This window comes from Variovorax sp. 278MFTsu5.1, from assembly GCF_048305045.1.
GTDB classification, from domain to species: Bacteria; Pseudomonadota; Gammaproteobacteria; order Burkholderiales; family Burkholderiaceae_C; genus Variovorax; species Variovorax guangxiensis.
On the sequence record NZ_CP157622.1, the window covers coordinates 4284898 to 4297199 of the forward strand.

Annotated in this window: 13 protein-coding genes; 6 read left to right on the top strand and 7 right to left on the bottom strand. The window is 67.5% G+C overall.

Annotated features, from left to right (window positions below; translation table 11 throughout):
* Nucleotides 1-11: 11 nt before the first annotated feature.
* The 4 genes from ABL844_RS19910 to ABL844_RS19925 form a co-directional block, all read right to left on the bottom strand.
* Entirely contained in the window at nt 12-716 is a 705-nt protein-coding gene (locus ABL844_RS19910) for a M949_RS01915 family surface polysaccharide biosynthesis protein (RefSeq protein WP_418128646.1), read from the bottom strand.
* Entirely contained in the window at nt 713-1138 is a 426-nt protein-coding gene (locus ABL844_RS19915; RefSeq protein ID WP_126021922.1) for an acyl-CoA thioesterase, read from the bottom strand. The genes ABL844_RS19910 and ABL844_RS19915 overlap by 4 nt, the downstream gene beginning before the upstream one ends.
* A complete protein-coding gene (locus ABL844_RS19920) occupies nt 1135-1980 on the bottom strand; it encodes a DMT family transporter (RefSeq protein ID WP_418128647.1) in 846 nt (281 codons plus the stop codon). Before ABL844_RS19920 ends, ABL844_RS19915 begins: the two co-directional genes overlap by 4 nt.
* A gap of 65 nt (nt 1981-2045) precedes the next feature.
* The gene (locus tag ABL844_RS19925; RefSeq protein WP_126021921.1) at nt 2046-2828 is read right to left on the bottom strand and encodes an SDR family oxidoreductase; all 783 of its coding nucleotides are present in this window, start codon (nt 2826-2828) and stop codon (nt 2046-2048) included.
* Between the two features lie 163 nt (nt 2829-2991).
* Here ABL844_RS19925 and ABL844_RS19930 point away from each other — a divergent pair, with 163 nt between their 5' ends.
* Nucleotides 2992-4689: an electron transfer flavoprotein-ubiquinone oxidoreductase gene (locus ABL844_RS19930; RefSeq protein WP_126021920.1), complete on the top strand. Its 1698-nt coding sequence runs from the start codon at nt 2992-2994 to the stop codon at nt 4687-4689.
* Between the two features lie 75 nt (nt 4690-4764).
* Here ABL844_RS19930 and ABL844_RS19935 read toward each other — a convergent pair whose 3' ends face one another.
* The gene (locus tag ABL844_RS19935) at nt 4765-5826 is read right to left on the bottom strand and encodes a hypothetical protein (protein ID WP_418128648.1); all 1062 of its coding nucleotides are present in this window, start codon (nt 5824-5826) and stop codon (nt 4765-4767) included.
* Complete coding sequence (locus ABL844_RS19940; RefSeq protein ID WP_418128649.1) at nt 5823-6095, bottom strand: hypothetical protein; 273 nt, start codon at nt 6093-6095, stop codon at nt 5823-5825. The genes ABL844_RS19935 and ABL844_RS19940 overlap by 4 nt, the downstream gene beginning before the upstream one ends.
* 144 nt (nt 6096-6239) lie before the next feature.
* On the opposite strand from ABL844_RS19940, the gene denD reads away from it, so the two are divergent.
* The 4 genes from denD (at nt 6240) to ABL844_RS19960 (ending at nt 10195) form a co-directional block, all read left to right on the top strand.
* Nucleotides 6240-7259 (top strand): D-erythronate dehydrogenase, encoded by a 1020-nt coding sequence (gene denD / locus ABL844_RS19945; protein WP_418128650.1) that lies wholly within the window; start codon nt 6240-6242, stop codon nt 7257-7259.
* A gap of 44 nt (nt 7260-7303) precedes the next feature.
* Nucleotides 7304-8278, top strand: a complete 975-nt coding sequence (locus ABL844_RS19950) for a TRAP transporter substrate-binding protein (RefSeq protein WP_184636904.1) — start codon at nt 7304-7306, stop codon at nt 8276-8278.
* Nucleotides 8279-8378: 100 nt separating this feature from the next.
* On the top strand, nt 8379-8891 hold the full coding sequence (locus tag ABL844_RS19955; protein WP_176666913.1) for a TRAP transporter small permease: 513 nt from the start codon (nt 8379-8381) through the stop codon (nt 8889-8891).
* Nucleotides 8892-8902: 11 nt separating this feature from the next.
* Nucleotides 8903-10195 (top strand): TRAP transporter large permease, encoded by a 1293-nt coding sequence (locus ABL844_RS19960; protein ID WP_184636902.1) that lies wholly within the window; start codon nt 8903-8905, stop codon nt 10193-10195.
* An 18-nt stretch (nt 10196-10213) separates the two neighbouring features.
* On the opposite strand, the gene ABL844_RS19965 is transcribed toward ABL844_RS19960, so the two are convergent.
* Nucleotides 10214-10996 carry an AraC family transcriptional regulator gene (locus ABL844_RS19965; protein ID WP_418128651.1) on the bottom strand — a complete coding sequence of 261 codons (783 nt, stop codon included), beginning with the start codon at nt 10994-10996 and terminating at the stop codon, nt 10214-10216.
* 98 nt (nt 10997-11094) lie between these two features.
* Between ABL844_RS19965 and ABL844_RS19970 the strand changes: the two genes are divergently transcribed.
* Complete coding sequence (locus ABL844_RS19970) at nt 11095-12282, top strand: MFS transporter (protein ID WP_418128652.1); 1188 nt, start codon at nt 11095-11097, stop codon at nt 12280-12282.
* Nucleotides 12283-12302 lie beyond the last annotated feature (20 nt).

Genomic DNA, 12302 nt, shown 5'->3' on the forward strand with positions numbered 1-12302 from the left:
GCGAAACAACCTCAGCGTCGGGCTACATCCTTCCTCGGCACGAAGCCGTAGGAGTTGTCGAAGCCGAATTGGCCGGCGGAATACATCGCCGCCATCTTCTTCACGAGATGCTGCTGCACCGGTTTCGGCAGCGCGAAGTAGCTGGCGTTGGCGGTGGTCCTGCGGTCGCCGTCCAGGTTACCGGTGATCGCGTGGATGGTCGCCTTGCGGCCCTGGTGGAAGGTGACGATCTTGATGCGCCCGACGAAATCGTCGTTGACGATGCGGTCGGCACCATCTGGCTCGAAGAAGCGGTAGACGAGGATGGGATCGACCAATCCGTCGCCGTCGATGTCCGTGAGTTCGATGAGCTTCGAGCGGAAGTTGACGCCAGCCTCGTCCCTGCCTGGGAAGTCTCGGATCGACCACTCGGGCGTCAGGCTGCCGCCGTCGGCACCGACCTTGTAGAGCGCGGCCTGGATGGCCGAAGAGAGTTTTTCCTCGGGGAACGGCAGGTCCTGCTTCTCGCCGAGCAGCAGGACGTGGCTGCCCGCCTTGTCCGAATAGCAGTACCGCTTGAACACCGGAAGTTCGAACCCAGCCTTCTTCAGCGCCTCGGCGTTCAGGTACGGCGCTCCGGCGGTGCACTCGGTACCGTTCTTGCCGGGCGGCGTCTGCGCATGGCTGCCGGTGGCGAGCGATGCGAGCAAGGCGACCGCCAGGAGCGTTCTTCTCATTCGGCGCTCACGAGCGCACGCAGCCAGTCGGGCAATGTCAGCGCCTTCTGCTTCGGGAAGTCGACCCAGATCGTGGTCGCGCCGCCGGCGGCGCAGATCACGTCGGGCTCCGCCTCGCGGGCCATGGTGGCCCAGCTCTCGAAGGTGGTGCGGCCCGGATCGCTCACGTACATCTTGAGCAGCACGTTGCCCGGGTACTCGATCTGCCGGTAGAAGTTGCAGAAGGCGTTGACGATCACCATGCCCTCGCCGTTGGGCTGCGGCTCGAAGCCGATGGAGTGCATCCAGTCGATGCGCGCGGTTTCGAGGTAGCGGAAGTAGGTGCCGTTGTTGAGGTGGCCCATGGCGTCCATGTCGCCCCAGCGGATGGGAATGGAGGTTTCGTACACCAGCTTCTTCTTTTCGGGGATTTCGATTCTCATCGGTGCGCCTTGATGGATGCGAGGATGCCCAGCACGAACAGCACCGCCGCGGCCCACTCGGTGGCCTGCGGCCAGCGGCCGTCCCAGACGAAGGAATACAGGAGCGCGAACAGCGTCTCGCTGACGATCAGCTGCCCGCAGAGACTGGCCGACAGCCGCTGGCTGGCCACGTTCCAGAGAATGGTCGCGAGCCACGACGAGCCGAAGCCGCTGGCCAGCGCGATCCACACGAAGAGCATGCCATCGGGCTGCGCCTGGAGCGTGGCCACGTCGCTGCCCGCGATGAGCCACAGCAGCAAGGCGCCCAACCCGGTCGCCACACCAAGCCAGTTGGCCCAGTCGGTCGCGTTGAGCCCGGTGTGGCGCTGCAGCCAGGCCGCGTTGAGCAGGCCGTACACCGTCCAGCTCGCCATGGCGGCCAGCGCCAGCGCGATGCCCCAGCCGAAGCGGGCACCGGTCGCCTCACCCGCGCCGTGCTGCGCCGACCATGCGCCATAGATCATCAGCGCGATGCCCGCGCCCGTGAGCAGCAGCCCCGGCAGCAACGCGCTCATGCGCAGGCCCGCGGGGCGGCCCAGCAGCATCATCCAGACGGGGATCGTGCCGATGATGAGGCTGGGCACCTCCGTGCCCGCCGCCTGGATGCCGAAGGCCAGCAGCAGGTAGTAGCCGCTGAAGCCGAGCACGCTGAGGCCCAGCGCCGCGAGCGCTTGCCGCCCGTTGGGCCAGCGCACGGCGGCCGGCCGCGCGAACACCGCCAGCGCCGAGACGGCACCGAAGATGGCGAAGCGCGCGGCGGTGATGTCGACCATGCCGAAGTGGCCCACCATGCGCGGTGCCACGAAGGTCAGGCCCCAGAGCGCACCCGCGGCCAGCCCGGCCGCGATGCCGACCCACGCTCGCGGGCTCAGAGCGCGAACCCGTCGTCCGCCGCGATGACGGCGCCGTTCACGAAGTGGCTCTGGCCGCTGGCCAGCAGCACGATCAGGCCGTCGAGGTCTTCCGGCTTGCCCACGCGCTTGCGCGGCAGCATGTTGACCAGCTTGGTGCCGCCCTCGGTGCTCCAGTGCTCCTCATTGAGCTCGGTCGTGATGTAGCCCGGGCACAGCGCGTTCACGTTGATGCCGAAGCGGCCCCACTCGAGCGCCATGGCCTTGGTCATCTGCACCACCGCGGCCTTGCTCATGCAGTAGGTGCCGATCTGCGGCATGACCTTGAGCGCCGCGGCGGAGGCGATGTTGATGATGCGCCCGCCGATGTAGGTGCCCGGCGCCGTGCCCCTGGCGCGGGCCAGCATGCGCTTGCCGACCTCCTGCGCCACGAAGAAGCTGCCCTTCACGTTGGTGTCGAAGATGTAGTCGTAGTCGTCGGGCGTCACGTCCTGCAGGCGCTGCGTGGTGCTCACGCCCGAGTTGTTGACCAGGATGTCGATGGGGCCCACCTCGGTCTCGGCGCGCGCCACGGCGGCCTTGATGCTGCCGATGTCGGTCACGTCGAGTTCGACCACGTGGGCGTCGTGGCCCTCGCCCTCGATGCGCGCACGCAGCTCCTTGAGCTTCTCTACGCGGCGGCTCGCCAGCACCACCGCCGCGCCGGCACGCGCCAGCGTCTTCGCGAACTGGGCACCGAGCCCGCTGGAGGCGCCGGTGACGAAGGCCACGCGGCCGGAGAGATCGATGCTGTAAGCCATGAACTGGATCCTGTGGAGTCGCGCAGGTGACGCGGGAGGTCCCGCCCGCGAGCGCTGGGGAGCATGCCGGACGCGACAGGGAGCATCCCTGGACGCCGCATAAAATGCCCCGCAATCCCGGGAAGCCCCCGCGTCTCGAAAAATCATTATCGATCCAACCCAGATGACCCACGACGAAATCCTCGCTCAGTTCGGCCCTCGCGAAGCCATGGAATACGACGTGGTCGTGGTCGGCGGCGGCCCGGCCGGCCTGTCGACCGCGATCCGGCTCAAGCAGCTGGCCGCGCAGCACGAGAAGGAGATTTCGGTCGTGGTGCTCGAGAAGGGCTCCGAGCCCGGCGCGCACATCCTCTCGGGCGCCATCATGGACCCGCGCGCGCTCAACGAGCTGCTGCCCGACTGGAAGGAACTCGGCGCCCCGCTGAACCAGCCGGTCACCGACGACGCGATGGTGTTCCTGGGCGAGAAGTCGGGCCTGCGCACCCCCAACCTTTTCCTGCCGGCCTGCTTCCAGAACCACGGCAACTACATCATCAGCCTGGGCGCCTTCACCAAGTGGCTGGCCCAGCAGGCAGAAAACCTGGGCGTGGAGATCTTCCCGGGCTTCCCAGCCGCCGAGGTGCTCTACAACGAAGACGGCTCGGTGCGCGGCGTGGCCACCGGCAACATGGGCGTCGGCAAGGACGGCGAGCCCACCGAGAACTTCCAGCTCGGCATGGAGCTGCTGGGCAAGTACACCGTGTTCGCCGAAGGCGCGCGCGGCCACCTGGGCCGCCAGCTCATCGCCAAATACAAGCTCGATGCCGGCAAGGACCCGCAGACCTACGGCATCGGCGTGAAGGAAGTCTGGGAAATCGACCCCAAGCGCCACCAGCCCGGCTTCGTGCTGCACACCGCCGGCTGGCCGATGAAGAGCGACACCTACGGCGGCGCCTTCCTCTATCACATGGAGGACAACAAGGTCACGATGGGCTTCATCACGGGGCTGGACTACAGCAACCCCTACCTGAGCCCCTTCGAGGAAATGCAGCGCTGGAAGCTGCACCCCAACATCCGCTGGTACCTGGAAGGCGACGAGTCCAAGGGCATCAAGCCCGCCAAGCGAATCGGCTACGGCGCGCGCGCCATCACGGCCGGCGGCCTGATGTCGCTGCCCAAGACGGTGTTCCCGGGCGGCGCACTGGTCGGCTGCGAGGCCGGCTATCTCAACGTGAGCCGCATCAAGGGCAGCCACGCCGCCATCAAGACCGGCATGCTGTGCGCCGAGGCCGCCTTCGACGCGGTCATGGCCGGCCGCCAGCACGACGAACTCACGGCCTACCCGGCCGCCTTCGAGAAGAGCTGGCTGCACACCGAGCTGAACAAGGCCCGCAACTTCAAGGCCTGGTTCAAGAAGGGCCTGGGCATCGCCACCTTCATGAACGGCGTCGAGCAATGGCTGCTCAAGGGCCACATCCCGTGGACGCTGCGCCGCGACAAGCCCGACCACCTGTACCTGAAGCCAGCTTCGGAGTGCAAGCCCATCGTCTACCCGAAGCCCGACGGCAAGCTCACCTTCGATCGCCTCTCCAGCGTGTTCATCAGCAACACCAACCATGAGGAGCAGCAGCCGGCCCACCTGACGCTCAAGGACGCGACGGTGCCCGTGAACATCAACCTCGCCAAGTTCGCCGGCCCCGAAAGCCGCTACTGCCCCGCCGGCGTGTACGAGTTCGTCGGCACTGAGGACGGCAAGCAGCGCCTGCAGATCAACGCGCAGAACTGCGTGCACTGCAAGACCTGCGACATCAAGGACCCGACGCAGAACATCGTGTGGGTCACGCCCGAAGGTGGCGGCGGGCCGAACTACGTGGGGATGTAAGGCTCCCGGCCCTCTTGCCGCTCGAGGCCCTCTTCGGAGGGCCTTTTTCCTGGCCTGGCCGGAAGACCCGCCGCTTCAGGCAAGGTAAGAAGCGACTTCCTCAGGCGTGAGCATGCGCACGAGCGACACACGCGACTTCTGTTCCGAATGGAGCACGCGGTTGAATCCGTTCCAGGTGCGGCTGGGCTTGTCCTGCGTGTCCAGCGCCACCAGCACCAGCCGCCCCTGCCTGCGGGCGTTCTCGCGCAGCGAGCCTTCGCCCCATGACCACGCCATGGGATCGACCAGCTCGCCGTTCCTGAAGGCATCGGCCTGCAGCCACAGGTACTCGGCGCAGTCGTTGTCGCGGCTTGCGGTCGCGCCCGCCTCGCGTGCGGGCGGGTGGATGCCGAGCGCCTTGGCGCGCTTGCGCATCAGCTTCTGCAGCAGCGAAAACGCGTGGAAGTTGTTGTTGATGGCGTGGGCCTTCACCACCATGCCGGTGCCGGAGGCCGGGAGCACCACCACCAGTTCGTCCTCGTAGGCCAGTTCGGCGGCCCCCTGCAGGAAGTGCAGGCCGTCGATCGGCAGCGAATCGTTGACGGCCAACGCATCGATGCGCGCCACCAGTTCGCCGTCGGCCAGCAGGGCGCGGTGGTTGCGCACGTCGCGCATGAGCATGGTCATGAGTGGAAGCACCAGCAGGCCGGCCGCGGCCTGCCGTGCCTCGACCTCGAAACGCTCCGGTGCAGACAGCGCGCCAAGGGCCGCCTCCGCAGCCTGCCATTCGGCGACTTCTTCGGGGTCTGCCTCTTCGCCATCGTCCTGAGGCTGTGTCGCGCAGAACGGTTCGAGCGAGACGAGCAGGCCGGCCATGAGTTCGAGCGCCGCGCCGAAGAGCAGGCGCGGGTCGGCCCCGTCCTCCACGAGCGCGCCGCAGAACAGCGCCAGCAACGTGGCCCGGTGGGGATGCAGACGAGGCAGTTCGTCGGCCGCCAGCTGAAGCACATCGTTCTTCTCGGGGCTTTCGATCACCGAAAGATAGAAATCCCTGATCTCCTTGCGCGAGAAGAACGAGGACTGGCTGTCGAGATCGGCGTCGACGCGCACCGGCTGCCGCAGCGTCTCGAGGAAATCGGGCGGGAACTTGATCGTCATGGCGTCGTTGTTTCTGCACCGGGGTCGGGCTTTCGCACGTCAACGAGGCTGCGCGCCACGAACCCGGCGGCCGCGGCACCAACGATGGAGCCCACGAGCGAGAAGCCTGGCCCCGCCAGGCCGGCGAGCGCTCCCGTGCAACCGCCCAGGAACATCCAGGCCACCAGGGTTCGCCTGCGCCGGTACTGTGGCGAAGGCTTCTCGGCGAACATGCCGTTCGCAACGAGCCATGCCACGGCAAGAAGCCACAAGACGATGACCGTGAGCATGCAGTGTCTCCTGTCGATGAGGGGCGCTCGGTCGCGACGGATTCCGCTGCACAAGCTGAGATCGAGCATGCCACAGGCCTCCCGCCCTCGCCGCTGCCCGCTTATCCTCGAAGCTCTCAGGAGACAAGACAGGAGACCCGACCCATGCAGATCATCATCACCGGCGGCGCAGGCTTTCTGGGCGCGCGACTCGCGCGAACACTGCTCGCGCAAGGCAGCCTTTCACTGGCCGGCGCCGCGGCCCGTCCCATCGAACGCATCACGCTGGTCGACCGCGCGGCCCCGCCGGCCGACCTGACGGCCGACGCGCGTATCAAGACCATCACCGGCGACCTGAACGACCAGCTCTCGGCGCAGGCCGATGCCACGCCCTGGCGCGAGGCCGACGCCATCTTCCACCTGGCGGCCGCGGTGAGCGGCGAATGCGAGGCCGACTTCGACCTCGGCATGCGCAGCAACTTCGCCGCCACGCATGCGCTGCTCGAGCGGGTTCGCGCTCTCGGCACGAAGCCGGTGCTGGTCTTCGCCAGCTCGCTCGCGGTGTTCGGCGATTCGCCCGAGCAGCCGCTGCCGAAGGTGATCGAGGACCACACGCTGCCTACGCCGCAGACCAGCTACGGCATCCAGAAATTCATAGGTGAACAGCTGGTGGCCGACTTCACGCGCAAAGGTTTCGTGCGCGGGCGCAGCGTGCGGCTCATGACGGTGAGCGTGCGGCCGGGCAAGCCCAACGGCGCGGCCTCGGGCTTCTTCAGCGGAATGATCCGCGAGCCGCTGGCGGGGCTGCGCGCGGCCTGCCCGGTGCCCGACGAGACGCCTGTGGCCATTGCGTCACCGGCGCGCACTGTCGAAGGCATCATCCGCGCCGCCGAGGCGACCGATGCGCAATGGGGCCCACGCACCGCGCTGAACCTGCCCTCGCTGCCGACCACGGTGGGCGAGATGGCCGCAGCGCTGGAGCGCGTGGCCGGCAAGGCCGCCACCGCGCTGCTCGACCGCACGCCCGACCCGACGATCATGCGCATCGTGAAGACCTGGCCCGGCCACATCGAAACCTCACGGGCGAAGGCGCTGGGCCTGACCGCCGACGACAGTTTCGAGGCGGTCATCCGCGAGTACGTCCGTGAAAATCCCGACGCGGTGAAGCTCCCCGGCGTTGCATAGTCAGGTGCGCCTGACGCGCACCTGACTTCAACCCCGGAGACATCATGAAACTCGGCCACATCGCCGCCGCCTGCCTTTCGTTCGCCCTGGGCGCTTCCGCCTTCGCCCAGGCACCCACCGTTCTCAAGATCGGCTACGCGACCTCCAAGGAGTCGCACTACGGCGTTGGCTCCACGGTGTTCTGCGACGAGATCGAGAAGGGCACACAAGGCCGCTACAAGTGCCAGCACTTCGCCAACTCGGCGCTGGGCGGCGAGCGCGAGCAGATCGAGGCCATCCAGCTCGGCACGCAGGACCTGGTCAACACCTCGACCGGCCCGGTGGGCAACTTCGTGCCCGAGGTGAAGATTGTTGACATTCCCTTCCTCTTCCGCGACTACGACCACGCGCGCAAGGTGATGGACGGCCCCATCGGCCAGGACATCCTGACCAAGTTCCCGAGCAAGGGCATCATCGCGCTGGCCTGGACGGAGAACGGCTTCCGCCACATGACGAACAGCAAGCGCGACATCGTCAAGCCCACCGACGCGGCCGGCCTGAAGATGCGCACCATGGAAAACAAGGTGCACATGGACGGCTACCGCACCTTCGGCATCCTGCCCACGCCGATGGCCTTCCCCGAGCTCTTCGGCGCGCTGCAGCAGGGCACGGTCGACGGGCAGGAGAACCCGATTCCGGTGATCCTGGCCTCGAAGTTCTCGCAGGTGCAGAAGCACCTCTCGCTCACGGGCCACGTGTATTCGCCGGCGCTCCTGCTGCTGTCGCCGAAGGTGTGGAACAAGCTCTCGGACGCCGACAAGAAGGTGTTTACCGAGGCCGCGAAGAAGGCCGCCGTCGCCCAGCGCAAGAAGGTGAACGACGACGAGAACAACGGCATCGCGCAGCTCGAGAAGGACGGCATGAAGGTCACGCGCACCGTCGACGGCGCTGCCTTCCGCGAGGCGCTGAAGCCGGCGTACGTGAGCTACGCCAAGGAATTCGGCGCGGACAACATCAAGAAGATTACGGACGTCAAGTAAGCCGTCCCGAGCCGGTCTTCCGGCAACGCGCCCGGTCCGCCACAGTGCGCCGGGCGCTTCGTTTTTTCTTCTCTCCCGAAACAACAGAGAACAACTCAAAGTGCAAGCCTTCGAGCGCTACTTTCTCGCCGCCAACCGCTGGGCGCTGATTCTTCTGCTGGCCGCCATGTCGGTCATCATCTTCACCAACGTCGTGCTGCGCTACACCACCAGCCAGTCGCTCGAATGGGCGGAAGAGGTGTCGCGCCACATGATGATCTGGCTCACCTTCCTGGGCGCCGGGCCGGTGCTGCGCTACGGCGGGCACATCGCGGTCGAGAACCTGCAGGACGCGCTGCCGCGCAGCGCCGCGGTAGCGCTGCGCATCGTGGTGGCGGGGCTGCTCTTCGCCTTCTTCGGCTTCATGGTGTGGTACGGCTGGCTCTACATGCAGCGCACGATGTTCCAGCTCACCGCCGTCACGCAGATTCCGTTCGCCTACATCTACAGCGCGATGCTCTTCGGCGGCGTGCTGCTCGTCGTGCACTGGCTGCTGGTGGTGCGCGGCTACGTGCTGAACCGCGAGTTCGCGTCCGACGCGCACTTCGACGCCAACGCCAGCGCGTCGCTGTAAGGAGAACGACCATGGATGCAAGCCTCGTTCTCATCGTCTCCGCCTGCGTGTTCCTGGCCATCGGCGTGCCGGTGGCCTTCGCGCTGGGCCTTTCCACCGCCACCACGCTGATCCTGGCGGAAAACTATCCGCTGATGGTGCTGCTGAAAGAAACCTTCACCGGCATCGACAGCTTTCCGCTGATGGCGGTGCCCTTTTTCATCCTGGCTGCCGAGCTCATGAGCGGCGGCTCGCTCACCGAGGTGCTGCTGCGTTTCGCGGGCCAGTTCGTGGGCCACCGGCGCGGCGGGCTGGGCTACACCAACGTGGTGTCGCTGACCTTCTTCTCTGGCATCTCGGGCTCGGCGCTGGCCGACGCAGCGGGGCCGGGGTCGATGCTCATCAAGATGATGGACAAGGCCGGCTACGACCGCTCCTACGCGGCGGCGCTCACCGCCTCGACCGCGATCGTGGGGCCGATCATTCCGCCTTCGATCATCATGATCATCTACGCGCTGCAGGACGAGACGGTCTCGGTCGGCACGCTGTTCGCAGCGGGCATCCTGCCGGGCATCCTGATCGCGGTAGCGATGTGCCTGGTGAACTTCTACGTCTCGAAGAAACGCAACTACAAGGGCGACGGGCAGACACCGCCGCTGCGTGAGATCCTCATCACGACCTGGAAGGCGATTCCCGCGATCCTGCTGCCGGTGGTCATCCTGGGCGGCATGCGCGCGGGCTGGTTTACGCCCACCGAGGCCTCGGTGGTGGCGGTGTTCTACGCGCTGGTGTGCGGCAAGTTCGTCTACCGCACGCTCGAATGGAAGGCGCTGCCGGACATTCTTTCGCGCTCGGCCCTGCTGTCGGCCTCGGTGCTGATCATCATCGGCCTGTCGGCCTCGTTCGCGTGGATCCTGACCATCGAGGGCATTCCGCAGCAGATGGCCGAGTGGCTCATCGGCATGAACCTCTCGCCGTGGATGTTCCTGATCATCGTCAACATCTTCCTGCTGCTCTTCGGCATCTTCATCGAGCCGCTGCCCGGCGTGATGGTGCTGGCGCCGATCCTCGCGCCGGTGGCGGTGAAGCTGGGCGTCGACCCGGTGCACTTCGCGATGATCGTGATCTTCAACCTCACGCTGGGCATGATCACGCCACCGGTCGGCGGACTGCTGTTCGTGACCTGCAACGTGTCGAAGGTGCCGATGACGGCGCTGGTGAAGGAACTGGTGCCGTTCCTGTGGGCGCACGGCGCGGTGCTGCTCATCCTGACCTTCGTGCCGGCGCTGAGCACCTGGCTGCCGCACACGCTAGGGTTCAAGTAGCGCCGCAAGCTGCGGCGCTCAGCCGGGCCGGTGCAGGTACTGGCTCGGCGGCACGCCCAGCGTGCGCCGGAACATCGCGGTGAAGGCGCTCGGGCTCTCGTAGCCGTGGGCCAGCGCCACTTCAAGAATCGACGCACCCGCCGCCAGCCGGGGCAGGCTCAACAGCAGCCTCGCCTGCCGGCACCACGCGCCGAAGTTCATGCCCGTCTCGCGCTGGAACAGGCGCGCGAGCGTGCGGGTGTTCATGTGCAGGCGCGAGGCCCAGTCGTCCAGCGTTGCGGGCAGCGAGGGGTCGCGCACCAGCTCCTCGCACAGCGCGGCCAGCCGGGCGTGGCGCGGCATCGGCACGTGCAGCGAGAGCGCGGGTGCGGCCTCGATCTCGTCGAGGATCAGCTCCATCACCCGCTCGTCGCGGCCGCCCGGCGCGTAGTCCAGCGGCAGCGACACGGCCGTGACGATCAGCTCCCGCAGCAGCGCGCCGACGTGGATCACGCGGCATTCGCTGCCCAGGTCGGCCCGCGTGCCGGGTTCGACGAACACGGTGCGCATGCGCACCTCGCCCGCCATGCGGATCTGGTGCTCCATGCCGCCGGGCACCCACACGCCGCGACCGGTCGGCACCACCCAGCTGCCGGCTGCGGCGCTCACCAGCATCACGCCCGAGATCGCGTGGATGAGCTGGCCGCGCCGGTGCGTGTGCGGCGGAATGAAGGCGTCGCCCGCCGGGTCGGTCGCCAGCACCGCGACGGCGCGCGGGGTCGACTCGCCGTGCTCCGGCCGGAGATCAATTTCTTTGTCCATTTCTCGACGATGCTTGCCAATTCGTAGCAGGAACATCTTCTCACGGCTTCCTACGATGCTTTTTTCCACTCCTCCCGCAAACGAAAGAAGCATCCGTCATGAACAAGCGCCGACTCGGGCTGCTCACCGGCACCCATGCCGTCAACGACCTCTACCAGGGCCTCGTGCCCGCCCTGCTGCCCTTCATGGTGCTGGAGCGCGGCTACAGCTACACGGCAGTCAGCGGGCTGATGCTGGCGGCCACGGGCCTGTCGAGCGTGGTGCAGCCCCTCTTCGGCCTGTACGCCGATCGGCACCCGCGCAGCTGGCTGGTGCCCACGGGCTTCCTTGTCGCCGCGCTGGGCGTGGTGCTGGCGGGGCTGGGCCAGAGCTACCTGCTGACCTGGATCGCGATGGCGCTGTGCGGGCTGGGCATCGCGGCCTACCACCCACCGGCCACGGTGGCGGCGCGCGCGGCCGGCGGCGGCTCGCAGAAGGCGATGAGCGTGTTCTCGGTGGGCGGCACCATCGGCGCCTCTTTCGCGCCGGTACTGGCGGCCACCGTCGTGGGCGGCGGCCGCCTGTCGCACAGCTACCTGCTGGGCGTGCCGGCGCTGGCGATGGGCGTGGTGTGGTTCGCCGCGAACGCGCGGCGCGGCGCGGCCTCGGGCAACGCAGCAGCGGCCCGCAAGGCCGGCGACCACCTGATGAAGCCCCACAACGACTGGCGTGCCTTCGGGCTGCTGGTGGCGACCATCGTGGGCTGGTCTATTCCGTACGTCACGGTGATGTCGATGCTGTCGCTGCGCATCACGCGCGACCTGCAAGGTTCGGCCCTCCAGGGCGCGGCGGCGCTCACCATGTTCACGGCGGCGGGCGCCGTCGGCACGCTGCTCGGCGGCTGGCTGGGCGACCGCATCGGGCGCATGGGCACGATCCGCGCCGGTTATCTGCTTGCACTGCCCTCGCTCGCGGGCATCGTGCTCGCCCCGAGCGCAGGATGGGCGCTTGCCTGCACCGCGCTCTTCGGCCTGTGCATGTTCCTGCCCTTCGCCGCGCAGGTGACGCTCGCGCAGGACTACCTGCCGCGCAACCCGGCCACGGCCAGCGGCATCGCGCTGGGGCTGGCGCTTTCGGTGGGCGGGCTGGTGTCGCCGCTCTTCGGCATGCTCTCGGACGCGCGCGGCCTCGGCGTGACGCTGACGGCAGTGCTCTGCGTGCTGTGCGTGGCGACGGTCTTCGCGCTGCGGCTGCGCAACCGCGCCATACAGGCGATGCCGGCCGACGCCGAGGGGGCCGCCGCCTGACAGCGGCCCGGCGCATGTTC

What these genes read in the sequence shown, in the direction of transcription:
- ABL844_RS19910 (WP_418128646.1), bottom strand. Translation starts at nt 716, where the DNA reads ATGAGAAGAACGCTCCTGGCGGTCGCCTTGCTCGCATCGCTCGCCACC.
- ABL844_RS19915 (WP_126021922.1), bottom strand. Translation starts at nt 1,138, where the DNA reads ATGAGAATCGAAATCCCCGAAAAGAAGAAGCTGGTGTACGAAACCTCC.
- ABL844_RS19925 (WP_126021921.1), bottom strand. Translation starts at nt 2,828, where the DNA reads ATGGCTTACAGCATCGATCTCTCCGGCCGCGTGGCCTTCGTCACCGGC.
- ABL844_RS19930 (WP_126021920.1), top strand. Translation starts at nt 2,992, where the DNA reads ATGACCCACGACGAAATCCTCGCTCAGTTCGGCCCTCGCGAAGCCATG.
- ABL844_RS19935 (WP_418128648.1), bottom strand. Translation starts at nt 5,826, where the DNA reads ATGACGATCAAGTTCCCGCCCGATTTCCTCGAGACGCTGCGGCAGCCG.
- ABL844_RS19940 (WP_418128649.1), bottom strand. Translation starts at nt 6,095, where the DNA reads ATGCTCACGGTCATCGTCTTGTGGCTTCTTGCCGTGGCATGGCTCGTT.
- denD (WP_418128650.1), top strand. Translation starts at nt 6,240, where the DNA reads ATGCAGATCATCATCACCGGCGGCGCAGGCTTTCTGGGCGCGCGACTC.
- ABL844_RS19950 (WP_184636904.1), top strand. Translation starts at nt 7,304, where the DNA reads ATGAAACTCGGCCACATCGCCGCCGCCTGCCTTTCGTTCGCCCTGGGC.
- ABL844_RS19960 (WP_184636902.1), top strand. Translation starts at nt 8,903, where the DNA reads ATGGATGCAAGCCTCGTTCTCATCGTCTCCGCCTGCGTGTTCCTGGCC.
- ABL844_RS19965 (WP_418128651.1), bottom strand. Translation starts at nt 10,996, where the DNA reads ATGGACAAAGAAATTGATCTCCGGCCGGAGCACGGCGAGTCGACCCCG.
- ABL844_RS19970 (WP_418128652.1), top strand. Translation starts at nt 11,095, where the DNA reads ATGAACAAGCGCCGACTCGGGCTGCTCACCGGCACCCATGCCGTCAAC.